Below are 22,373 nucleotides of genomic sequence, written 5' to 3'. Positions count from 1 at the left end.
TCCCACGAACAACCCTTCATTACCACACGATTACCAGCAAATTTTAAAGTAGAAGTGTATTCAAATACATTACCTGCCATATCTTCCACTCCATATGTACTTTTACTGAGTGGGTAACTAGCGATCGCACTAGTGTAATTGAGACCGCTAGTTCCTGTATTCGTTGCTTCCTGTCGCCAATCATTTCCCCAAGGAAAATAGCTTCCTTTTTCTCCTCTAGCTGCCTTTTCCCATTCTTCTGCTGTTGGCAAGCGATAAGTATGTCCTGTTTGTTCTCCTTTCCATTGGGCATAGGCTAGAGCATCTTGATAGGAAACTAAAACTACTGGATGCTGTTCTGTATTGGAAGGATAGGAATTGTTGTTCCATAAAAATTCTCGTACTTTAGAATAGGGATGAACTAAAAAGCCCTGTTTTTGGTAATCTGATTCGCTAATATCAGGAATACGATGGTTAGTAGCTCGAATAAATTCAAGATATTCTTGGTTGGTAACTAAATTACGACTCAGACAAAATCCTGCTAAAGAATCGGTTTGACGAGCAACTTCGCGATCGAACCAACCAGTTTGACGTAGTTTTTGTTCGGCTAAATCAATACTTTTTGGGGTTTTGGCAATAGATTGGGCGGAAATCTGATAGCCATAGTCTCGTTCTTGGCGATCGCTACCTTGAATATATTTACCTCCTGGAATAAAAACAAAATCCGAGTCTGCCTGGCATTCTTGAAGAGTAATAGATGCGGTAGAGTTTGCCGATTGGGAAATATTACAGCTAGAAATAGCTAAGGCGATCGTACTGAGGGAGATAATAGTTTTCTGCTTCATAAGAAGTTTTTATCTAGATAAAAAATAAGGCAACCATTTATGATTATGATTGCCCAGTCAACACTGAAGAGATTAAATATTATGTCAGCCGTTTGAAAAACACTTTTCTGAAGGAATATATGTTGTTTATTTACCAGCGCAAGGATTAGCTGCTGCGCAAGGATTAGCTGCTGCGCAAGGATCGACTGCTGCACAAGGATTAGCTGCTGCGCAAGGATTGACTGCTGCACAAGGATTACCTGCTGCGCAAGGATCGACTGCTGCACAAGGATTACCTGCTGCACAAGGATTACCTGCAATTAAAGTAGATGTAGAAACGTCTGTTTGAAGAGTAGAAGCGAAAGCAGTGTTAGAAGTGAAACTCGCACCACCAATAGTTAAGATGGAAGCAGCAGCGACAGTAGCAATATATTGAAGTTTCATAATTTCGATTGAGTTGTATTTTGTGTTTGATTGACAGTTATCATTCAACTCAAGAAACCTGAATTTTATCTGAGTAACGTCTTGATGTTTGCTAAAAATTAGTTGATCGCTTCTCAGAAAATAATAATTTAATCGTCACTATCCCCCATTAACCTGGTCATTATTAGTTTTGTACAATACTCCATTATTTATGAGCATTACCCAAGAAAACCCCGATTGCGCCAACTGGATTGTTCTTAACGACAGTAGTAGAGAAGCCTATTATCCCGAAGAAAAAGAATTGAGTACCGATCCCTATCGACTATTTAGGTTTCTTACCGATATGGAAGATATCTTATTAGATATTCCCGACGATCGCGACCGCCTCAAAGCAATTATGCCTCTAGTGAGAAATTTATTAACTAGTTCCTATTGGCTGCAAATGGAATACGAACAGCCTTCTCCTAAAACTGGTTGGTCGGTTAAAATGCTCTATCGCGAGCCAGAATATCCCCTAACAGTGCAAATGGTGGCTTGGCAACCAGGTGGGATGTCTCCCATCCACAATCATGGAGCTTGGGGCATAGTAGCAATAGTGAGCGGAACGGAAAAAAATCGTTTTTGGAAGCGATCTCCTACTGCCGAACACCCAGATCGCTTGGAATTGATTGGGGAACAAATATTAGAGCCAGGAGAAATAATTGGTTTGATGCCCGATGCCATTCACAGCGTCGAATCAATTGGAGATGAACCCACTATTTCTTTTAATATTTACGGACAAACTAATTATCAGCAACGCTATCAGTTCGATCCTAAAAACCACACTGCCAAAAAGTTTTAGACGGGAATTAAATTTTTTTTCTGCCAAAATAATAACATCCAATCTTATTTAGCCAAGGGACTTTCTCTCATATATAGATTACAATAAGAGCTTTAATTAGCAAGGCTTACTAATTAACTAACTCCCAATTACCAGTTGAGAAAATATTAGCTTTAAGTACTGGATGTTATTATTTTTATTCAACGAGACAGATTTAAAATTAATCAGGTCTTTATCTCCTTTATTTACTATTTAAAAACCCGAACGCTCTGTCAGGGAAGCTTTATTAGCTTCTGGTATTAATATATCATCTTTTTTTATTATTGCAATAAAAGATACATAAGTTAATCATTTTAGGATTATTTACTATCAAATAGTTTTACAAAATATGTCATCAAATATGCGGATTTTTAAGCAAAAAAAATAAATTCTGGTATTTTCTACGGAGGTTTTACCCCAAAAAATATGCCAGACTCGAAACAAATTTTAAAAACTTAGTTTGGTTATATGATTAATAAGATTGATTCTCAGCAATCTGAGATACAAAATATCCTGGACGTAGACAATCTACAGAAAGAGACGATTGAATTATTAGATGAAATCAATCTATTAATTGATGATACGCAAAATAATGTCGAAAATTTAATCGAAGCCAAATACGATGTTTTCCAACAACAAATCGCTGCTGCGGGCAAGAATGTTGCCGATTTAGAATTAAGAATGGCAATTGTTGCCCCAATGAAGGCGGGGAAATCGACAATAATTAATGCGATCGCAGGACAAGAATTATTACCCAGTTGCGCGGTGGCAATGACTACCATTCCCACAGAAATTGTTTTTGAAACTGCAACCAAACAAGCGACTCTTGAAATTAGCGCAAAAACGATCGCCTTATTTAAAAGTTTGGCAGAAAATCTCAAAGATAAAGTAAACTGTTTGGGTATCGAACCTCTACAAGAAAAACTCGAACGCTATCCCCATTTAATCGATCTATTTGTCTCGATATCTGCCTCCAGAGATTTTACACTGGCTAAAGAAACCGTCGGTCACCAAGCAATCTCTCAAACCCTCAATCGCCTCAATCATTTAATTCGCCTTTCTAGCGTCATCGATCCTGCCAAGGACTATATCGCTCAACTAGAGGACATACCCCGTATTAAAACTCCTTGGTTAAGAATTGGCAAACATCGCAAAATAGAAGCCAGAGGAAATTTAACCATCGTTGATACTCCTGGACCTAATGAAGCCGAGGCTGGTTTGCATTTAACTGAAGTAGTAGAAGAACAATTGCGTCGTTGTTCTATAGTACTAGTGGTTTTAGATTTTACCCAACTCAACAGCGAAGCAGCTCAAACTATTAAAGAGCAAATTCAGCCGATTGTCGATTCTATTGGTCGAGATAATCTTTATGTAGCGGTGAATAAAATCGATCAGCGTCGCGAAGGAGACATGACTGGGGAGCAAGTAAAACAATTTGTAGCAGCCGATCTGGGTTTGACCGATGATAATAGCGATCTTGATGAGCATTCCCTTGCGCCTGGCGGCGGCGCGGGGTCTCATCGCATCTTTGAAATGGCAGCCGTCAGGGCTTTTACAGCCACTAAGTTTTTATTAGTAGTACAGCAAAATCCTAAAATTCAATTATTACAAATCAAATCTCTAACTGCTTTAGCTCAAGAAGTATTAGGAATAGATTGGGATGAAGAACTAGACGATATTACCGTCAAAATTATGGCTCAAAAGGCGGGCAAACTCTGGCGTAAATCTGGTTTCGCACCGTTTATTGAAACTGCAATTTCTACTTTAATTGTCAATGCTGCACCGCAATGTATTAATAATGCTTTAAATCTCAGTCGCCATCATTTACTAGCCATTAAAGACGATCTCAATCTGCGGAATAATGCTCTAGATCGAGATACAGCAAAAATTCAGTCAGAAGTAGAATCTTTAGAAAACGATTTGAGCTATTTAGAATCTTGTCGCGATCGCTTAAGTAACATGGCAGATATTAAAATTAAGCTGCAAGGAAGTTTAGAACAGATTCTTTCCCGACTTAAAAGGGAAGCAGTACTTAATGTAGAAACCTTCTTTGCTGGAGAAGAATATCATCAAGCCGACGCGATTAAAAAAGCGGACATTCATGCCAGAAATTTACTTATGAGTAATTTGGGAGACTTTGAACTATTTCCCAAATGGGTTTCGGAAAATATTAAGGCTGGTATTGAGTATAAAACTTCGGGTACTATTTCTTTTAAAACCGAGTTGGAAGCAGAAAATTTCACTCAAGAAGCAATAGATCGTGCCAAACAACGTTTGGAAGAATTAATTATCAAAGTCAGTCAAGATATTGAAATTGAAGTTAAAGGAGCTAGACGAGAATTAGAAACATTTCTAATTGAAGAGACCAAAGATATTATTAATAGAGCCAAACAACGCTTGCAAACTACTTTTGAAGTAGAGCTACATTTACCATCCCCAATTATTAACAGCGATCGAGAAATTGAGGTGGAAAATAGACTGGTCAAAACCAAAAGCCGTCTAGTTGACGATGGCTACGAAGAAAAGTTAGTTAAAAAAAGAGCTTGGTATTATTGGTTTGGGGTAGTTCCTTTTTACAGTCAAGAAAAACACAAGCGACCTTATAAAAAAGAAGACTACTATGCAGTTTCTGTTAATGAAATCATTAAAGAACTGAATAAATGTAGCGATCTTTTTATTGATGGAATTCAGCAAAAAATTGAAGTTTATTTAGAACAAGAATTACATCAGCAAGTTGATAATTTCTTTGTCAAACTAGATAAATATTTAGGTACTTATCTCAACAGTCTGCAACAGGCTCAATGCGATCGCAAACTGTCCTTAGAAAAAAGAGAGCAATTAGCCAATAGCTTGGCAAAATTAGTGCCTCAAACTAGTAAATGTATCCAAAAAACCGATCTTTATTTGGAAAAAACCCAAAAGATTACAATCGAGTCTTTAAAATAGCTATAAAATGGAATATTGGAGCAAAAAGCTTGCCAGTTCTTAGCTATTCTTAATGAATGAAAAAAATCTTTGTCATTGATACGAATGTAATACTTCATGACCCTACTGCCATTTTGCGGTTTGAAGATAATGAAATAATTTTACCCATAGCCGTAATCGAAGAGTTAGACCGTTTTAAAAAACAACCAGAAATGACTGGTCGCAACGCTCGCCAAGTTTCCCGTACTCTAGATGATTTGCGTCAATCTGGTCATCTCATTACTGGGGTAACTTTAGAGAATGGAGGAACATTACGAGTAGCTTTAAGCGATCGCCATACCCTCAAAGAACTACCTCCCGAATTAAGCGGTGATGTGGCGGATAATGCTATTTTGGCAGTAGGAATGCAGTGCAAGAATCAGTGTCAGTGTCCTGTGATTGTAGTTAGTAAAGATACTAATCTAAGGATTAAAGCAGATGCTTTGGGACTTAATGCTGAAGATTATGAAACCGATAAAGTAAATATAGGAGAACTCTACACTGGTTCTACAGAAATATTTGTCGAGGCAGAGAAAATAGATCTGCTGTTCAAAACTGGTTCGATACCTCTAGAAGAAAAACTATTACCCAACCAAGATGTTACTTTAGTCGATCGCCTCAATCCTTCCCATACAGCTTTAGGCATGGTAGACGGTCAGTGCAAAACTATTGTCCCTCTGATCGATCTACCCAAATTGGGAGTTTCTCGCATTCAACCCCGCAACCGCGAACAACGATTTGCGCTCAATCTTCTTTTGCAAGACTCGATTAAACTAGTTACTTTGGTGGGAAAAGCAGGAACTGGTAAAACTTTATTAGCGATCGCCGCAGGATTGCAGAAAGTTGCCGACGAAAAACTCTACAGTCGTCTTCTAATTTCCCGTCCCGTCGTACCGATGGGGAAAGATATTGGTTTTTTGCCTGGAGATATTAACGAAAAACTAACTCCTTGGATGCAGCCTCTTTACGATAACTTCGATCTAATTTTTGGCACTCAAGACCGAGAAGGAAAACCAGAACATTGGCGTAGAGGTCACGAAGAATTAATGGACATGGGACTGCTGCAAATCGAACCTTTAACTTATATTCGCGGACGAACCATTCCCCAGCAGTTTTTAATTATTGACGAAGCACAAAACTTAACTCCTCACGAAGTCAAAACAATTATTACCCGTGCGGGAGAAGGAACTAAAGTAGTTTTAACGGGCGACCCCGATCAAATCGATAACCCCTATGTGGATGCTGCTAGTAATGGTTTGACCTATGTAGTAGAAAGATTCAAGCACGAACCCTTAGCAGGTCATATTACTCTGACGAAAGGAGAGCGATCGAGCTTGGCAGAAAGAGCAGCAGCTTTGTTATAAATTATGAATTTGATTAAAACTAAACTAGATTTGATAGATCGTATTAATCATGGCGATCGCTTTAAATATCTTTTTTTCTGGGGACATCAGCCCAACCCAGATGGTTCGATTGGGAAGAGTTGTTTTAGTCAATGGTATCAAGCATCTTTTGAATTGGCAGGGATTAAATATCTCACTGCCGAACATTATATGATGGCAGAAAAAGCCCGCTTGTTTGAAGACCGAGAGATTTTGAAGAAAATTTTACAGGTAGAACATCCAGGGGAAGCGAAAAAACTCGGTCGTTTGGTGACAGATTTTCAGCAAGAAGTCTGGGAACAACATCGTATGGAGATCGTCGTCCGAGGAAATCTCGGAAAATTCGGTCAAAATAAAGCTTTAAAAGAATTTTTGCTGGGTACGGGCCAAAGAGTCCTAGTGGAAGCTAGTCCTAGAGATCGAATTTGGGGGATTGGATTGGGGCAAAATAACCCTAAAGCCGAAGATCCTTATCAATGGAGAGGTTTAAACCTGTTGGGCTTTGCCTTAATGGAAGTACGGAGTCTTTTAGCTTCAGGGTAAATTAATTGTCCATTATCCATTACCAAAATACGCTAACATTCTATGGGAATTGTTACATTACGAGATTCATGCCCAAAGGCGAAATTATTGGTTTAGGAAGATCGGGAATTGCCGCAGCAAGATTGCTCGATCGCAAAGGTTGGCAAGTTACTCTAATTGATTCGGCAACAGAATCGCAAATAGCAGCAAGATCTAATGGTAGGGATTTGCAAGCATCTCAACAACAACTAACTCAAGAGGGAATAACTGTCAAATTAAACAGCAAACCGACTCTGAAAGGGGATAAGACCCCCGATTTGATTGTAGTTAGTCCAGGAGTGCCTTGGAATATTCAACCGCTAGAAACTGCTAGGAAACTGGGGATTGAAACGATTGGAGAAATCGAACTAGCTTGGCGTTATCTTCAGGATAATCCTTGGGTTGGTATTACGGGTACTAATGGCAAAACTACGACTACAGCTTTAGTGGCAGCAATTTTTCAGGCTGCGGGGTTAAATGCTCCTGCTTGTGGCAATATCGGTTATGCAGCTAGCGAATTAGCCCTTGAAGATCGCGATCGCTTTGATTGGATTGTAGCGGAAGTGAGTAGCTATCAAATTGAATCCTCGTCAGAATTAGCTCCCCACATTGGCATTCTGACTACTCTTACTCCCGATCACCTCGATCGCCACAAGACTTTAGAGAATTATTATCGAATTAAGGAAGATTTGATCTGTCGCTCTCAATACAAAATTGTCAACGGCGACGATCCAGAAGCCAGCCAAAGATCGCGCTTGTTACAAAATATGGAATGGGGAGAAAATGTGGTTTGGACTAGCATTCAAGGTAAAAATAGTTTTACCGACAATCGCTCTGTAGGAGTTTACTTGGAAGACGGTTGGATTCACGCTTTTGGGGAACTTATTGCCCCAGTATCTTTGTTTAAAATGCCTGGAGAACATAATCTACAAAATCTCTTGTTAGCCGTCGCAGCAGCTAAAATAGCAGGTATCGAGCGAAAGGCGATCGCATCTGCCATAACTTCTTTCCCTGGAGTGGAACATCGTTTGGAATACGTTCGCACCTATGATGGGATTAAATTTATTAATGATAGTAAAGCTACTAACTACGATGCTGCAGAAGTGGGTTTGAATTCTGTAGCAGCACCAGTAATTTTGATTGCTGGAGGACAAGGTAAAGCGGGAGACGATACTGCCTGGATCGAGCGCATTAAAGCTAAAGCTGCCACTGTTTTATTAATTGGCGAAGCCGCACCAGATTTTGCTCGAAGATTGAACGATCGCAATTATCAAAACTATGAGATTGTAGAAACAATGGAAAATGCCGTTACTAGAAGTGTTGCGATCGCGCGAGATAAGCAAGCAAAGGTAGTTTTACTCTCTCCTGCTTGTGCTAGTTTCGATCGCTATCTGAGTTTTGAAGCCAGAGGACAACATTTCAAGGAATTGTGTATGGCATTAAGTAATAAGTAATAAGTAATGAGTAATGAGTAAAGTTTCTTTGTTGTGGGAAATTCCCTTGGCTTTGGCATCTTTTGTGTTTTACAAAGTCATGAAATTGGCGATCGGCAATTTATTTACAATTTATCTGGCGATCGATCAAAAGAAAGCTTCTCAATGGCGAGTTTTATCGGAAAAAACAATTAAAGCTCCTTTGGTTTTGCCTGTTTTAATGACGAAAGGACCTCGTTGGAATACCCACGCTACTATTGGTACTTTAGGTCCTTTTTCCGTTAAAGAAACAATAGAAATTGATGTTATTACTGCCAACCAGTCTTCTCGCTCTTGGATTGCGGTAATTTATAGTTTTCCTGGTTATAAAACTATTACCAGTCTGGAATCGGAGAAAATAGATTCGGATTCGGCTTGGCAAACTATAAAATTAAGCCCTGGTAAATATTCTTTGGGGGTTAGATATTATAATCGCAGCGAAACTATTAACTATCCCACTATTAAAGTTGATGGCGAAACCTATGTCGGTACTTATAATATTCCCCAGAATATTAACGACTATTATTACAATCTAATCGATGCCAAAAACTGGTTTTATTCCAGTCTGCATTACTATATTTTTACTATTCTCAAATTACGTAACTATCTACCAGAATCTTTCGTGCGTCGAGAATATCTACCAGTCGGCGCGCCCGCAACTCACTTTGCTTAAAATTATTTAGAATCTCAACAAGCTTTAAAAATCGAAGTTAGTTCAGAAATAATACAACAATTCGATATTTATTTTACTCTCTACGATCGCTCTAGTTTGCCCTTAAGTTGGTGCATCATTACTCAAGCGGAATATTTATTACCAGCCATAGAGAATAAAGGTTATTTTTTATTGCGAGTACGACCTAAACCCGAATATTTTACAACCGATATTAAAGTAAAATCTCAGTTACTATCGATAGATAGTTCGCTACAAGTTTGGTCGGTTATAAAGTCATAAATCACACGCCGTGTGCAACTCTTTTGCGTACTCGTTTGCTGCGATCGCTCGATAGTTTGATTAATACAGCGTTTTTCAGTTTACTGAGGTACATCTAACTTCTGCCTCGACCGAAAGTAAGGCGTTTAGTTAGCCGCAACTAGTCCTTTAGGGCTGTCCCCTGCCTGCATGCGGACACACGAATGTCCTTTGCGCCTTAAAACGATCTATTCTGTACCTGACTTAGATGAAAACTGCTGTATCGTCTTCAGCTTTAATAACAATAAAATCGATTAAAGTATTATCGGCAACAGCTAATTGTTGTTGTTCTTGAAAATCGTAATGTAAGTACCTAAGCAGAATTATTTGTATATTCCATATTTTCCTAACCCCTAACCCCTAACCCCTAAACCCAATCTCAACTATCCAATTAATTTTGCACAACTACTTATTAAACTCACAATTCAACTAATATTCGGTTAATTTCAAATTGGCGATCGCTTCTGGATCTATTACTGGATAAATATGTTCTGTTGGAGTTTTTAATGCAGCATAATTCTCATCGATAACATATCCTCTTTGTCGAGCTACAAAGTCAGAAATATCTTCAATTTCTACAATCCATTCTTTCGCATATTTAGCGATCGCATCCCCGCGCAAACCTAATTGAATTGCTCTACGTTGCAACCTCTCCCCTTTAGGAGTGCGATCTGGGTCCCATTGCAAGCGTACATTAGATCTTGCTACGGCTTTTTGCCATTCTGCCTTAGTTTCGTAGATTTCTGGAATATATTTAGCATGAACTGCTTGATTCAAAATCAGATCGAAAGCATCTCGCTTCAAACGAACTGCCAGAATTACTTCTTGACCTGGTTTTGTTCCCCATCCAGAACGATACATCATCCACAGAAAATTAGGCTTAATCCAGGTCATGCGGGATAACTTAAAGTCACCTCCAAAATAACCTTTTTCGGTGGCAAAATTACCGATAGATGGGCGATATGCTTGATAAACTACAATAGTCGAATCGTCATATTGAGCTAAGATCGCTCGACCTTCTTTTACCCAATGGAATTTTTGTTCTAGATAGGGTGTCGTTTTTAGTTTCATTTCGATCGATAAAATCTATATTGAGCTTTTGTTTACGAACAGTTTCTAAATGGCACTAACGCCTGTTTCATCGGTTCTAATTCGAGTAATGCGATCGACTTCCGAAACGAAAATTTTACCATCGCCAATTTGTCCAGTACGTCCTGCAAGAGAAATTTGCTTGACTGCTAAATCTGCCTTTTCTGCTTCGATAACGATTTGAATTTTTATTTTGTTAGTAAAATCAACGCGATACTTGGCACCTCGATAGCGAGTTGTTGAATTTTTACGATGTCCATAACTTTTAACTTCAGATATTGTCATGCCGATCGCACCAATAGAAAGGAGACTGGATTTGACATCTTCAAGTTTGTGGGGATGGATAATCGCTTCGATTTTAATCATTTTTTTTAATAATTTATATATTCAAAGATAATTTTAAAATATTTCTAGGGTATTAAAGATTATTTGAATTTATGGCAATAGAAATTGAACGTAAATATTTAGTTAAAAAGCCAGAGTGGCAATTATATAAAGACAAGCTACGTCGGCAATTGGGGACAATAGGAGTCAAATATTGTCAGGGTTATTTACCTACTAAAAATGAAACTACTGTTAGAGTTAGAATTATAGGCGATCGCGGATATTTGACAATTAAAAGTAAAGCCACGGGATATACTCGCTCTGAATTTGAATATCCCATTCCCTTAGAAGATGCTCGGCAAATGTTAGATACCTTGTGTCTGCAACCAATAATTGAAAAAACTAGATACAAGCTAGATTATGTCAATTTAACTTGGGAAGTAGACGAGTTTTTGGGGGAAAATGCAGGGTTAATTATTGCTGAAGTAGAACTAGAAAGCGAACAGCAATCGATCGCCATTCCCGACTGGATCGATCGAGAAGTAAACGATTCCAAATATTTTAATTCTAATTTAATTAAAAATCCTTACAGTCAATGGCGCGATCGAGAATAATAATTTATTTAGAGAAAAATCATAAATGTTTTTTCAATCTTTATAAAAAATCAAAGAAACAATACAACTTATAACAAAAAACCCCCAATCTAATTTTAATCGAGCATAATAAATTTACTTAGTAAGTACAAAATAGTAAGTACTAATACAAAATATCTTGCTGTATGGGGGTTGTACCGTTGTGACCCATTTATTGAAAATCGAAGGAGAGCGATCGCCAGATTTTCAGACAGTAAAGAGCAAATCAAATTAGGCTGTGGAGTTTTTATCGCTTCCTCCACTTAGTTGTTACCAAGGGAAGGCGCAATCCTTCATCAAAACGGTCTGAGGTAGCAGACGTATTAATTTGCTCGGCAATTATTAATTAAAAATAAAAATTGTTTGTCATCCCCAACTTCTAGCTTAATGGTTGAGTTGGGGATATTTTTGAGGATTCTTTAAGTCTTAAACTCCCGCTACCTGAGCGCGTTTGTAAGCTTCGTCAAGCACCTCCGAAAGAGTTGGGTGAGTGTGAATGTTAAAGGAAAGATTTTGTACTGATTCTCGTTTGGCGATCGCGTTTGCTGCTTCTTGAATCAAATCCGAGGCATGGATGCCAATGATATGCACTCCTAACAATTCTCCCGTATCTTGACGGTAGATAATTTTAGCAATCCCCTCAGTTTCTCCTTCCGCCAAAGCTTTAGAGTTTCCTTTATAAAAGGATTTAACCGTAGCTACTTTCCAGCCTTCTTTTTCCCCTTCTTCTTTAGCCTGGGCTTCAGTCAAGCCAACATAACTAATTTCTGGATGGGTGAAAGCAGCAGCAGGAATACAACGATAATCTACTTCCTTATCTTGTCCGCACATATTTTCTACTGCTACAATTCCTTGTCCCGAAGCAGCATGGGCTAGCATCATTTTACCCGTAGCATCCCCTACCGCCCAAAGATGGGGTACTGGTTTGCCATCTCTTAACACTTGCATTTTATCGTTGACGGGAATAAAGCCACGTTTGTCAATTTCAATGGCTAAAGTTTCCAAACCAATATTTTTAGTAGCGGGAATGCGTCCTGTAGCCACCAAACAAGCATCAACTTCTAATACTTCTACCACTTCTTTAGTTTTCGCATCGGTAAGTTCGATTTGTACTGGCGCGCCAGGAGTAATCTTGGTTGCAAAGACTCCCTTATAGGTTTCGATATCTCGTTTGTCTAGCAATACCTTTTTAGCAATTTTGGCAATGTCGGGATCGAATCCTGGCATTAAAGTATCCAAAGCCTCGATCATGGTTACTTCACAACCTAAAGCAGTATAAACATCGGAAAATTCTAACCCAATGTAGCCACTACCAATAATCGCAATCCAATCGGGAAGAGATTCTAACTTCACTGCATTGTCACTAGTAAATACAGTCTTACCATCTATCTCAATACCTCTAGGGACAAAAGGTACAGATCCAGGGCAAAGCATAATCTCTTTGGCAGTGTAGGTTTTCTCTCCATCATCCCCCGCAACAACTACTTTCTGCGTACCTGAGAGCTTGCCCCAACCACGAAGAATATCTACTTTAAGACGCTTGAGACTATTGGTTAAATCTCCTTGAATTTTATTAACTAAATTAGTAGCATGGTCGGCGATCGCACTGCGATCGAATTGAACCCCGCCTAACTGAATTCCCATATCCTGTAAATGAGAACTATCCCCCATTTCTCTGACTTTACCAGAAGCAGCTAGCAAAGCTTTAGAAGGAATACAGCCTCGATTGACGCAAGTACCGCCCATGTCTCCCGCTTCGACGATTGCAGTTTTTAAACCGCTTTTAACAGCGTGAAGTGCCGCACCATGCCCCCCAACACCCGCGCCAATAATAATTAAATCGTAATCAAAATCGCTCATTGCTATTTCTTCTATAATTTTTGTTGCTGCAATCCTCCATTGTAAAGCTTGACGGGGAGATATTATCCCGCGAAGACGGGACTAGGAAACTAGAAGACAGTGAGAATAGTTAGAATAATTATAGATTGTGAGGATTTTGTAGATTAACAAACCATTGAAGAGTTTTAGGCTTAATCCAGCCTTTTTGAGTAATAATTTCGCCAAATTTACGATGAGTGGCAGATTGTTGTTGTAGAGTTTCAGCAATTTGTTCCGCTTGGAGTAGACCAGCCCGATCTAAATAATCTCCCAGACGTAGTTTGCGTTCTCCACGAACTAATTTTGGCAGATCTTGGACGAAAAAATTGATAGTTTCTGTTGCTAAATAACCCTCTTGAATTAAAATTTCTCCAAAACGATAATCTTGATATTGTTTTTGAATATTAAGAGCTTGTCTGATGTTTTGTGCCGATAATAAACCAGCTTGTTGTAGTATTTCACCTAATGGCAAATATTCAGTTTGTAACAGGGGTGAAAATTGATATCGATTCATTTTCTGTTGCCCTACTAACCAAAATAAAGGCAAACTATCGACTAAATAACGCTTCCATAATCGATTGGGTTCGCAAGAGAGACGATACAACCATTCAAAACCCAAATTGCCCAAAACTTTGGGCGATCGCTTGACGTTTCCTGCCTCAAAATCAATGCTTGCTCCAATTGCCAAAAACACCTTAATTTTAGGTAGTTGAGAACGATATTTAGCAATCCATTTTTCTTGTTTGGGCGCGCCTACTCCCACAGCCAAGACTGTAGCCTCGGAGCGATTAATCCTCTCGATAATGGCTTGACATTCTCCTTCATCTTTTTCAAAACCAAAGGTTGGTGAATGGGCGGCAATCACCATTTCTCTACCTACCTTTTGATTAATAATATATTTAGCTTTTTCGGCTACTCCTTCTTTTGCTCCTAAAAGGAATATTTTAATATCTTCGTTATCTTTATTGTATTCATAAAAAGCAGGGAATAAATCTGCTCCCGAAATTTTTTCTTTGATCGGATTACCTAATAAAAAAGAAATATATTGTAAGATTTTGCTGTCACAGACTCGATAGTCGGAAGTATAATAAGCCTGTAAAAATTCGCGATCGCTTTGTATTTTGACTAGATGATCGACATTAGGAGTGACCACAACACCACCATTATTGGTTAACTCCTTTAATAATTCTGGAGTAGTAGTGTTATGAATCGAGACATTTAAAAAATCAACTATATCCATCTGTTTAGTACTCTTAGACAAAAAATTAGCTTTCAACCCAAATAGTTAGAGCAATAGTTATTCTGTATTCTTCTCTAATAAGCAATCTATTTGAGCTAATCAAACCGCAGAAAAATATAAGTTTTAGACTTATTATTTGTGCTTAAATTCAATATTTTAGACAAAAAAATAAGTTAGACTTATTAATTACTACAAAGTCTAACTTTTTAAATAAAATTAGCAACTGATTAAAATCACTAAAATATATTTGTAGCTAACATATACCCTCAATTACTTGCGATCGAAGATAGTCAGATTAATCGCCAATAATAAAAGCTTCAGTCATTTGATAAGCTTCATCATCGGTAAATTGTTGGGGAGGATGTTTCATAAAGTAAGCCGAAGGTGCAGTTAAAACCCCGCCAACTCCTCTATCTAAGCCCAACTTACAACAACGAATCGCATCAATAACTACCCCCGCCGAGTTGGGAGAATCTTCTACAGAAAGTCTCATCTCCAAATTCATCGGCACATCGCCGAACAACTTTCCTTCAATGCGAATAAAAGCTACTTTATTATCTTTCTGCCACGGTACATAATCGCTAGGTCCTACATGAATATCTTCATATTCCAAACGCTTGGCAATTACTCCTTGTACTGCTTCGGTTTTAGATTCTTTTTTAGAATCCAAACGAGTGCGATCGAGCATATTGCGGAAATCGGTATTTCCTCCCGTGTTTAGCTGGTAAGTTCGTTCTACTTTTACCCCCCGTTTCTTACACAGATCGACTAAAGTTCGATGGCTGATGGTAGCCCCAAACTGGGACTTAATATCATCTCCAACAATAGGAATATTGTGATGTTTGAATTTATCCGCCCACAGAGTCTGACTGGCGATAAATACGGGAATACAATTAACAAAACCCACTCCCGCATCGAGAGCGCATTCTGCGTAAAATTCTACCGCTTCTTGAGAGCCTACAGGGAGATAGTTAATTAAAACTTCCGCACCTGATTGTTGGAGACTGGCAACAATTTGCTCTTTAGATTGTTCTTGGGCATCGCTGACGACAAAAGTATATTTCTCATCAACGCCGTTCATATGTTGGGCAACTCCATCGAGAATTGCGCCCATTTGTACTTTAACCCCAGTATTAGGGACGTTTTCTGCAAAAACAGTAGTGCAGTTGGGCGGGGCAAAAATAGCTTCAGCCACATCTTTTCCTACTTTGCGGGCATCGACATCAAAGGCTGCAACTACTTCTAGATCGTAGGGTTTATAGCCTCCAATATCCCAGTGCATCAAACCAATGGCGTCGGATGCCTGTTTGCCTTTATAATATTCAATTCCTTGGACTAGGGAACTAGCACAGTTACCTACTCCCACTATTGCAATTTTTATACTCCCCACGATTTAACCTTACCTCCATTATTGGACTACATTATAGGGAAATCTTACAGTCATTGTTTAAAGAATGGTAAACGAATGGTAAATAATTCCACCATAATAAACGTTCTACAAGATAGATCGAGAAAACAATCCAAGCAAACAGCTTATACTTTTTTAGCCGATGGGGAAAACGAAGCAGGTAGCATATCCTATGAAGAATTAGATCGTCAAGCCAAAGCGATCGCGGTAGAATTATTGATGAAGGTGAAGCCAGGCGATCGCGCTTTGTTGGTCTATCCCTACACTGCAGGTTTAGAATTTATTGCCAGTTTTTTGGGTTGTTTGTACGCTGGAGTTATTGCCGTTACCGACTATCCGCGCCAACATATCAAGTCTTTAACTCAATATCAAGATCGGATTGTTGATTGTCAAGCTGCGATCGCCCTAACTACGGAAGAATTTGTTAACCGAGTTAAGGGACAATTAACCGTTAATCCTGGAATGGTGTTGAAGCTTAAAGCCCTCCCCTGGATAGCCACGGATAGGGTGAATGTTAGTTTGGCAGAAAAATGGCAACAACCAGACATTAATCGAGATACTTTAGCCTATTTGCAATATACTTCTGGTTCGACGGGGCAACCTAAAGGAGTCATGGTAACCCATGGCAATATTATGCACAACTCGGAAGTTATTTATCAATCTTTCGGACATCACGATAACACCAGAATTTTGATGTGGCTGCCCATGTTTCATGACATGGGGTTGATTGGGGGCGTAATGCAGCCTTTATACACAGGATTGCCCGCAGTATTAATGTCTCCTATTGCTTTAGCCCAAAAGCCTTTAATGTGGTTGCAAGCTATCTCCAAATACAAAATAACTACTAGTGGAGGACCTAATTTCGCTTATGACTTATTATGTCAAAAAGTCAGTGAGGAACAACGGGCTAGCTTGGATCTAAGTAGTTGGGAGGTAGCTTTTAGCGGTGCAGAGCCAGTAAGGGCAGAAACCTTGGCTAAATTTGCCGAACTATATGAACCCTGCGGATTCAACAAAGAAGCCTTTTATCCCTGTTATGGAATGGCTGAAGCTACTTTATTTATCACTGGTATTGAATCAAAAAAATATCCTACTATTCTTCACCTAGATAAAAAAGCTTTAACTGAAGATAAGATAGTTACCGTCTCTCCAGACGATCCTAATGCTAAAACTGCGGTAAGTTGCGGTCGTACTTGGTTGGGGGATGAAGTAATTATTGTCGATCCAGAAACTAAATTAGAATGTCCTGAAGATAAGGTAGGGGAAATTTGGACGCAAGGTAAAGGCATTGGTATGGGCTATTGGCAAAAAAAAGAACAAACCGACTCTACCTTTCAAGCAACCTTAGCAGATAACCCCAGTAAAACTTATCTCCGCACTGGAGATTTAGGTTTTATTAAAGATGGCGAATTGTATATCACGGGGCGCATCAAAGACATGATGATCCTTTGGGGGCGCAATCACTATCCCCAACATATTGAAGAAACTGTCGAAACTTGTCACCCCGCTTTACGTCCCAATCACGGTGCGGCTTTTAGCGTGGAAGTAGGAGGAGAAGAACAATTAGTCATCGCCCACGAAATTAATCGTACAGACTTGCGAAAACTCAATGCGGAAGAAGTCATCGGTGCAATTCGCCTAGCTGTAGGAGAACAAAACCTCGCTAATGTCTTTGCCGTAGCTTTGCTGAAGACTGGCAGCATTCCTAAAACTTCTAGCGGCAAAATTCAACGTCGCGCCTGTCAAAGTATGTTTTTAGATGGGGAGTTAAACACAGTAGCACAATGGCAACAGTCAGAGATTCCTGAAACTGATATTACCGATTTGGCAGGGCAATTTTTCAGCGATTAGTTGTGTAGTAGTGCAACTCTTTTAAAAATGTGGATAAATCAAATTTATCTAAGTCTTCTAATCCCCAATCCTGGGGGAATTAAGAAAAATTACTAATTCACTATTTTAGCTGTGTCGCACTAGCACTAGTAGGGTGGGCAATGCCCACTCTACTCTAGCCGTAGGCGTAACTATTATTGACTAAATTAACTGCTTCATAAGTAACAGCAGTTCCTCCTTCTCCCAAGATACTAACTATGCAATATCGATTGCTGATAATATCTCCAGGCTGATATGTGGTGTTCATAAGTAATCATAAAACGATTTTTCTACTACTAACGTTCCTTATTTTTATTAAAAAATAATTATTTAATTGTTGATTAAAGCTGATGTTTTATGCAATGGAGTAAAGCCAAGAAAAAGTTTGAATCTTTATTAGCACCTTGTTTTCAAAACACATTGAAAGTACATCTTACAAAATATAGAAAAACCAAAAACTTCGATTTGGGTAAGGGTTGGATTACTTGCGATCGCCAGACAATTGTTTCTGTTATGATTCCTTCTTTTTATAGTAATAATTTTTCATTTCGTACGGATACGATGAATTTTGGCGAAGCAGTTATTAGCTACGTCAATATGAGTATTCAGGAAATAAAAGAATCTCAAGACGAACTGATTAATGGTTTGATGTTTTTAGATCGCAGAATTGGGAAAAGATTTATCAACAATATCGATTCAAACTCATTACACTCTTTTACTCGAATAACCTATAAATTACGTTGTGAACTAGAAAATATTTGAATGGAATGCGATCGCAATCAATTAATCTTTAGAGGTACAGCTAAAAATTTGAACAATAATTTAGATAGAGAAATGGTATAAGCAAAGTACGATCGCTAGAAGCTCAATTTCAAATGACAACCAAATTGGTCATTTGTTTCCCGTTGTCGGGCAGCTTTTTGATTACTCATTATTCGCGTAAGGGCGAACGTTTTTTCGCCCTTACGAATTATTACTTGCGCCCAACAGCACCAGCCATATCTTTGAAATTAATTTTCAAATAATCATCCTCCATTTTTGCCCCCGATGGTTGCAGTGCTGCCAAAGCTTGGGGTAAAACCAGATTGCGACGATGATTGCCAATTCTAACGTTTAGTTCGTCACCAGTTTTATTTAACTGAATCTGCTCTTTAGGAATTCCTGGTAAATATAAATGAAGGCTGTAATTACCCTGCTCTTGAATTACTTTAATCGTGCTTTCTTTATAGTAAACCTGAGTTGGATCTTCGTCTTTATATAAAATCTCTTTGAGCTTGTCTAAAGCTTCCATACCACACATTTCAGTAGGAAAGAGGGGAGATTCTTTAACAGGTAAAGGATGGAAATTGTCATAGATTTCTTTTTTATAAATATCTTGATTGGCTTTCCAACTTTGGAAGAAAGGATCGATAACTTCTTGAGGAATTACGCGGTTGGCGATAACTAGATCTGTCGCCACATTGTATAAACTTAAGTATGCGTGAGCGCGTAAAGATTCTTTGATCACCATTTTTTCGGGATTCATGACCAATCGTACAGAAGTTTTGGTATTATCAGTCAAAACTTTTTCCAAAGCCTCAATTTGCTCGTAAAACTCATAAGGAGCATCCATCACTTCGTTATCTGGTAAGGAAAAACCAGCAATGGGTCTAAATAAAGGTTCTACTAAGGGACGTAAAGCAGCGGACATTCCTTGAAGTGGTTTATAGAAGCGTCTCATATACCAGCCACCCACTTCAGGAAGACTGAGTAACCTTAAAGCCGTACCTGTAGGTGCGGAGTCGATAATCAAAATCTCATAGTCCCCTTCATCGTAGTGGCGTTTCATTCTGACCAAACCGAAGATTTCGTCCATTCCTGGTAAAATTGCCAGTTCTTCAGCTTGTACCCCATCTAAGCCTCTAGCTTGCAATACTTGGGTAATGTAACGTTTAACCGAACCCCAGTTGCCTTCTAATTCTCGCAAAGCATCCAATTCTGCACCCCAAAGATTGGGACGGACTTGAACTGGATCGTGTCCCAATTCCATTTCAAAACTATCCGCTAGAGAGTGGGCTGGATCGGTACTGAGTACCAAAGTTTTATAACCTAATTCTGCACAGCGCAAACCAGTGGCAGCAGCGACGGAAGTTTTACCGACACCACCCTTACCAGTCATTAAAATTACACGCATAAAAAATTTAGACCCTATATTAAATATATTTACATTACTTAAATTCTTTTATTATTGTGACGCTTTTTGAGAAGAAAAGAAATTCTGACCTAAAACATTCCCAGGAGAAACCTGCCAATAGTCGATGTGAGAACTAATTAAATTATCTTGGTTGACTTGTAATTCACTCCAGCCAGGAATAGAAATGCGGGGTTTCCAAGGTAGAGGAGAGGTCATGTTAAGCGTCCATTCTGATTTAATTTCCGTGCCTTCTCTTTCTATGTTGTGGACTTGTAATTCGATATCTTGAAAAAAGCGGCTGAGAAAACCAATCATCTGGCGATACTTTTTAACTCCGCGAAATTCGTTCAAAGGATCTTTAAAATAAACATCATCAGCATAAATTTCAAAAGTCTGATTTTCGGGGAATCTTTGATAGTCTGCTTTGATTATTTCTAGTAAATCTGCTTGTAATTCTTTCATCTTTTAAGCAATATAGTCTAGTAGTTGACGGCGTTTTTCTTCAAATTCATATTCCGTTACTAAACCATCTTCCCGCAGTTTGTCTAATTCTCGCATGGCATCGGCGATCGCTTTAGCCTGGGGAGTATTTTTGGCGCGATCGCTATTATTACCGTTAAATTGCAGATCGAACTGTTCTGAATCTTGGACTAGATACCAGACCGCATCGATGGCGGCAGCGATGCGCGGAATAGGAGTAGACCAAAGTACTAAATAAATAATGCCCCAAATAGGCTGCCCTAAATAAATTTTGTGCAGTCCTGCCACTGGAGCGATCGTACCTAATAAAGCTAAAACTAGGGCAACTCGACGTTTTTTGTGATGTTTGAATAGTTTATCTAAAGCTAACATAAAGATAATCTGGCTCAATCCGATTGATTCAATTTACCTTAGCCTATTTTCATCATATGGAGACAAATAAAGGAGTTTGACAGCACAAACTCCTCTAGATTGAGTCATTAAATTTTAAGACTGCTCGACATTACTAATGACTAGTTTAAGTCGCACTGCTAGATAGCAAAAACTCTTTAAGTAAATCTGCTTTATCGGTTTTTTCCCAAGGTAAATCTAGATCGCTACGTCCAAAATGACCGTAGGCAGCAACATCTTGATAAAAGCGACCACCTCTAGACTGGGGCAGATTTCTCAAGTCAAGTGTTTGAATAATTCCCGCAGGACGCAATTCAAAATACTCTTCAACCAATTTCAACAGTTGGTCTTCAGAAACCTTCGCCGTACCAAAAGTCTCAATGAAAATACTTGTAGGTCTAGCTACACCAATAGCATAACTTACTTGGACTTCGCATTTATCTGCCAAACCTGCTGCCACAATATTGTTGGCTACATAACGACAAGCATAAGAAGCACTGCGATCAACTTTCGTGGGGTCTTTACCAGAAAAAGCACCGCCACCATGACGGGAATAACCACCATAAGTATCGACAATAATTTTACGACCAGTCAAGCCAGAATCTCCTTGAGGTCCGCCAATGACAAATTTACCTGTAGGATTGACCAAAAAACGAGTATTATCATCTGGTTTGATTGCCAAATCAGCAAAAATAGGTTGCACTACCGCAGACCAAAGATCTTCTTTAATTTTCTTTTGAACCGCACTATTTTCAGCCAAACCGCCAATAGTTTCAGTATGCTGGGTAGAAATCAAAATGGTATCGATACCAACAGGCACGCCATCTTCATATTTAACCGAAACTTGAGTCTTACCGTCAGGACGGAGATAGTCTAGCTTTTCTGATTTGCGTACTTTTGCTAAAAGGCGAGACATACGATGTGCCAAGCTGATAGGCATAGGCATCAATTCGGGAGTCTCGTTGCAAGCAAAGCCAAACATAATTCCTTGGTCGCCAGCACCAATTTTATCTAGTTCGCTATCGCTGAGGTTTTCTCTTTGTTCTTGGGCAGAAGTAACCCCCTGAGCAATATCTGGAGACTGTTCGTCTAAAGCAACAAGTACCGAGCAACTATCGGCAGAAAAACCATTTTCGGCATTAGTATAGCCAATTTCAGCGATTTTCTTTCTAACTAAATCGACATAATTGACCTCAGCTTTAGTGGTAATTTCTCCAGTAATTAATACGAGACCAGTATTAACAACTACTTCTGCGGCGACGCGACTTAAGGGATCTTGAGCTAATAAGGCATCCAAAATAGTATCGGAAATTTGATCGCAAATTTTATCGGGATGACCTTCTGTGACGGATTCGGAAGTAAATAAGTAATTACGAGACAATTTTATATAGTCCTCTAAGAGACATTAAGACATTAAACAATCAATAATAATGTAGTGATGGCAAATTTTCACTTA

20 protein-coding genes and 1 pseudogene are annotated in these 22,373 nt (G+C 38.8%); 9 read left to right on the top strand and 12 right to left on the bottom strand.

Annotated features, from left to right (window positions below):
* Together AC33VI_RS03725 and AC33VI_RS03720 are read right to left on the bottom strand one after the other, a co-directional pair.
* Nucleotides 1–824: formylglycine-generating enzyme family protein (locus AC33VI_RS03725; protein WP_491780926.1), on the bottom strand; the 824-nt coding region annotated here is incomplete at its 3' end.
* 126 nt (nt 825–950) lie between these two features.
* Nucleotides 951–1,247: a hypothetical protein gene (locus AC33VI_RS03720; RefSeq protein ID WP_491780925.1), complete on the bottom strand. Its 297-nt coding sequence runs from the start codon at nt 1,245–1,247 to the stop codon at nt 951–953.
* A 190-nt stretch (nt 1,248–1,437) separates the two neighbouring features.
* Between AC33VI_RS03720 and AC33VI_RS03715 the strand changes: the two genes are divergently transcribed.
* The 6 genes and pseudogenes from AC33VI_RS03715 to AC33VI_RS03690 all read left to right on the top strand — a co-directional run bounded on the left by AC33VI_RS03715 (nt 1,438) and on the right by AC33VI_RS03690 (nt 9,416).
* Nucleotides 1,438–2,067, top strand: coding sequence for a cysteine dioxygenase family protein (locus AC33VI_RS03715; RefSeq protein ID WP_491780924.1), 630 nt, complete (start codon nt 1,438–1,440; stop codon nt 2,065–2,067).
* Between the two features lie 486 nt (nt 2,068–2,553).
* Entirely contained in the window at nt 2,554–5,031 is a 2,478-nt protein-coding gene (locus AC33VI_RS03710; RefSeq protein WP_491780923.1) for a dynamin family protein, read from the top strand.
* 56 nt (nt 5,032–5,087) lie between these two features.
* Nucleotides 5,088–6,413 (top strand): PhoH family protein, encoded by a 1,326-nt coding sequence (locus AC33VI_RS03705; RefSeq protein WP_491780922.1) that lies wholly within the window; start codon nt 5,088–5,090, stop codon nt 6,411–6,413.
* A 3-nt stretch (nt 6,414–6,416) separates the two neighbouring features.
* Complete coding sequence (gene ybiA / locus AC33VI_RS03700; protein ID WP_491780921.1) at nt 6,417–6,974, top strand: riboflavin biosynthesis intermediates N-glycosidase; 558 nt, start codon at nt 6,417–6,419, stop codon at nt 6,972–6,974.
* Between the two features lie 68 nt (nt 6,975–7,042).
* On the top strand, nt 7,043–8,446 hold the full coding sequence (murD, locus tag AC33VI_RS03695) for a UDP-N-acetylmuramoyl-L-alanine--D-glutamate ligase (RefSeq protein ID WP_491780920.1): 1,404 nt from the start codon (nt 7,043–7,045) through the stop codon (nt 8,444–8,446).
* Between the two features lie 13 nt (nt 8,447–8,459).
* Nucleotides 8,460–9,416 (top strand): annotated as a pseudogene (locus tag AC33VI_RS03690) (DUF6208 family protein).
* A gap of 447 nt (nt 9,417–9,863) precedes the next feature.
* Here AC33VI_RS03690 and AC33VI_RS03685 read toward each other — a convergent pair.
* Nucleotides 9,864–10,505: a DUF4291 domain-containing protein gene (locus AC33VI_RS03685; RefSeq protein WP_491780919.1), complete on the bottom strand. Its 642-nt coding sequence runs from the start codon at nt 10,503–10,505 to the stop codon at nt 9,864–9,866.
* Nucleotides 10,506–10,550: 45 nt separating this feature from the next.
* Nucleotides 10,551–10,889 (bottom strand): P-II family nitrogen regulator, encoded by a 339-nt coding sequence (locus tag AC33VI_RS03680; RefSeq protein ID WP_491780918.1) that lies wholly within the window; start codon nt 10,887–10,889, stop codon nt 10,551–10,553.
* A 71-nt stretch (nt 10,890–10,960) separates the two neighbouring features.
* Between AC33VI_RS03680 and AC33VI_RS03675 the strand changes: the two genes are divergently transcribed.
* Nucleotides 10,961–11,461: a CYTH domain-containing protein gene (locus AC33VI_RS03675; protein WP_491780917.1), complete on the top strand. Its 501-nt coding sequence runs from the start codon at nt 10,961–10,963 to the stop codon at nt 11,459–11,461.
* 444 nt (nt 11,462–11,905) lie between these two features.
* Here AC33VI_RS03675 and lpdA read toward each other — a convergent pair whose 3' ends face one another.
* The 3 genes from lpdA to AC33VI_RS03660 form a co-directional block, all read right to left on the bottom strand.
* The gene (gene lpdA / locus AC33VI_RS03670; RefSeq protein WP_491780916.1) at nt 11,906–13,339 is read right to left on the bottom strand and encodes a dihydrolipoyl dehydrogenase; all 1,434 of its coding nucleotides are present in this window, start codon (nt 13,337–13,339) and stop codon (nt 11,906–11,908) included.
* A 118-nt stretch (nt 13,340–13,457) separates the two neighbouring features.
* Nucleotides 13,458–14,597, bottom strand: a complete 1,140-nt coding sequence (locus AC33VI_RS03665) for a WecB/TagA/CpsF family glycosyltransferase (protein ID WP_491780915.1) — start codon at nt 14,595–14,597, stop codon at nt 13,458–13,460.
* Between the two features lie 295 nt (nt 14,598–14,892).
* Nucleotides 14,893–15,987, bottom strand: a complete 1,095-nt coding sequence (locus tag AC33VI_RS03660; RefSeq protein WP_491780914.1) for an inositol-3-phosphate synthase — start codon at nt 15,985–15,987, stop codon at nt 14,893–14,895.
* Between the two features lie 75 nt (nt 15,988–16,062).
* Between AC33VI_RS03660 and AC33VI_RS03655 the strand changes: the two genes are divergently transcribed.
* Entirely contained in the window at nt 16,063–17,856 is a 1,794-nt protein-coding gene (locus AC33VI_RS03655) for a fatty acyl-AMP ligase (protein ID WP_491780913.1), read from the top strand.
* 154 nt (nt 17,857–18,010) lie between these two features.
* Here AC33VI_RS03655 and AC33VI_RS03650 read toward each other — a convergent pair whose 3' ends face one another.
* Nucleotides 18,011–18,142 carry a hypothetical protein gene (locus AC33VI_RS03650; protein WP_491780912.1) on the bottom strand — a complete coding sequence of 44 codons (132 nt, stop codon included), beginning with the start codon at nt 18,140–18,142 and terminating at the stop codon, nt 18,011–18,013.
* A gap of 89 nt (nt 18,143–18,231) precedes the next feature.
* On the opposite strand from AC33VI_RS03650, the gene AC33VI_RS03645 reads away from it, so the two are divergent.
* Nucleotides 18,232–18,636, top strand: a complete 405-nt coding sequence (locus AC33VI_RS03645) for a hypothetical protein (protein ID WP_491780911.1) — start codon at nt 18,232–18,234, stop codon at nt 18,634–18,636.
* 211 nt (nt 18,637–18,847) lie between these two features.
* On the opposite strand, the gene AC33VI_RS03640 is transcribed toward AC33VI_RS03645, so the two are convergent.
* The 4 genes from AC33VI_RS03640 to metK all read right to left on the bottom strand — a co-directional run bounded on the left by AC33VI_RS03640 (nt 18,848) and on the right by metK (nt 22,298).
* Nucleotides 18,848–20,047: a TRC40/GET3/ArsA family transport-energizing ATPase gene (locus tag AC33VI_RS03640; protein WP_491780910.1), complete on the bottom strand. Its 1,200-nt coding sequence runs from the start codon at nt 20,045–20,047 to the stop codon at nt 18,848–18,850.
* A 51-nt stretch (nt 20,048–20,098) separates the two neighbouring features.
* Nucleotides 20,099–20,509, bottom strand: coding sequence for a C6orf136 family protein (locus tag AC33VI_RS03635; RefSeq protein WP_491780909.1), 411 nt, complete (start codon nt 20,507–20,509; stop codon nt 20,099–20,101).
* A 3-nt stretch (nt 20,510–20,512) separates the two neighbouring features.
* On the bottom strand, nt 20,513–20,899 hold the full coding sequence (locus AC33VI_RS03630; RefSeq protein WP_491780908.1) for an NINE protein: 387 nt from the start codon (nt 20,897–20,899) through the stop codon (nt 20,513–20,515).
* A gap of 145 nt (nt 20,900–21,044) precedes the next feature.
* Entirely contained in the window at nt 21,045–22,298 is a 1,254-nt protein-coding gene (metK, locus tag AC33VI_RS03625) for a methionine adenosyltransferase (protein WP_491780907.1), read from the bottom strand.
* Between the last annotated feature and the right edge of the window lie 75 nt (nt 22,299–22,373).

The sequence above is a fragment of the Waterburya sp. genome, assembly GCF_058530065.1.
This window is presented reverse-complemented; position numbering and strand designations above follow the sequence as displayed.

What these genes read in the sequence shown, in the direction of transcription:
- ybiA (WP_491780921.1), top strand. Translation starts at nt 6,417, where the DNA reads ATGAATTTGATTAAAACTAAACTAGATTTGATAGATCGTATTAATCAT.
- AC33VI_RS03665 (WP_491780915.1), bottom strand. Translation starts at nt 14,597, where the DNA reads ATGGATATAGTTGATTTTTTAAATGTCTCGATTCATAACACTACTACT.
- AC33VI_RS03715 (WP_491780924.1), top strand. Translation starts at nt 1,438, where the DNA reads ATGAGCATTACCCAAGAAAACCCCGATTGCGCCAACTGGATTGTTCTT.
- AC33VI_RS03685 (WP_491780919.1), bottom strand. Translation starts at nt 10,505, where the DNA reads ATGAAACTAAAAACGACACCCTATCTAGAACAAAAATTCCATTGGGTA.
- AC33VI_RS03635 (WP_491780909.1), bottom strand. Translation starts at nt 20,509, where the DNA reads ATGAAAGAATTACAAGCAGATTTACTAGAAATAATCAAAGCAGACTAT.
- murD (WP_491780920.1), top strand. Translation starts at nt 7,043, where the DNA reads ATGCCCAAAGGCGAAATTATTGGTTTAGGAAGATCGGGAATTGCCGCA.
- AC33VI_RS03655 (WP_491780913.1), top strand. Translation starts at nt 16,063, where the DNA reads ATGGTAAATAATTCCACCATAATAAACGTTCTACAAGATAGATCGAGA.
- lpdA (WP_491780916.1), bottom strand. Translation starts at nt 13,339, where the DNA reads ATGAGCGATTTTGATTACGATTTAATTATTATTGGCGCGGGTGTTGGG.
- AC33VI_RS03705 (WP_491780922.1), top strand. Translation starts at nt 5,088, where the DNA reads ATGAAAAAAATCTTTGTCATTGATACGAATGTAATACTTCATGACCCT.
- AC33VI_RS03710 (WP_491780923.1), top strand. Translation starts at nt 2,554, where the DNA reads ATGATTAATAAGATTGATTCTCAGCAATCTGAGATACAAAATATCCTG.
- AC33VI_RS03640 (WP_491780910.1), bottom strand. Translation starts at nt 20,047, where the DNA reads ATGCGTGTAATTTTAATGACTGGTAAGGGTGGTGTCGGTAAAACTTCC.
- AC33VI_RS03650 (WP_491780912.1), bottom strand. Translation starts at nt 18,142, where the DNA reads ATGAACACCACATATCAGCCTGGAGATATTATCAGCAATCGATATTGC.
- AC33VI_RS03680 (WP_491780918.1), bottom strand. Translation starts at nt 10,889, where the DNA reads ATGATTAAAATCGAAGCGATTATCCATCCCCACAAACTTGAAGATGTC.
- AC33VI_RS03645 (WP_491780911.1), top strand. Translation starts at nt 18,232, where the DNA reads ATGCAATGGAGTAAAGCCAAGAAAAAGTTTGAATCTTTATTAGCACCT.
- AC33VI_RS03720 (WP_491780925.1), bottom strand. Translation starts at nt 1,247, where the DNA reads ATGAAACTTCAATATATTGCTACTGTCGCTGCTGCTTCCATCTTAACT.
- AC33VI_RS03675 (WP_491780917.1), top strand. Translation starts at nt 10,961, where the DNA reads ATGGCAATAGAAATTGAACGTAAATATTTAGTTAAAAAGCCAGAGTGG.
- AC33VI_RS03630 (WP_491780908.1), bottom strand. Translation starts at nt 20,899, where the DNA reads ATGTTAGCTTTAGATAAACTATTCAAACATCACAAAAAACGTCGAGTT.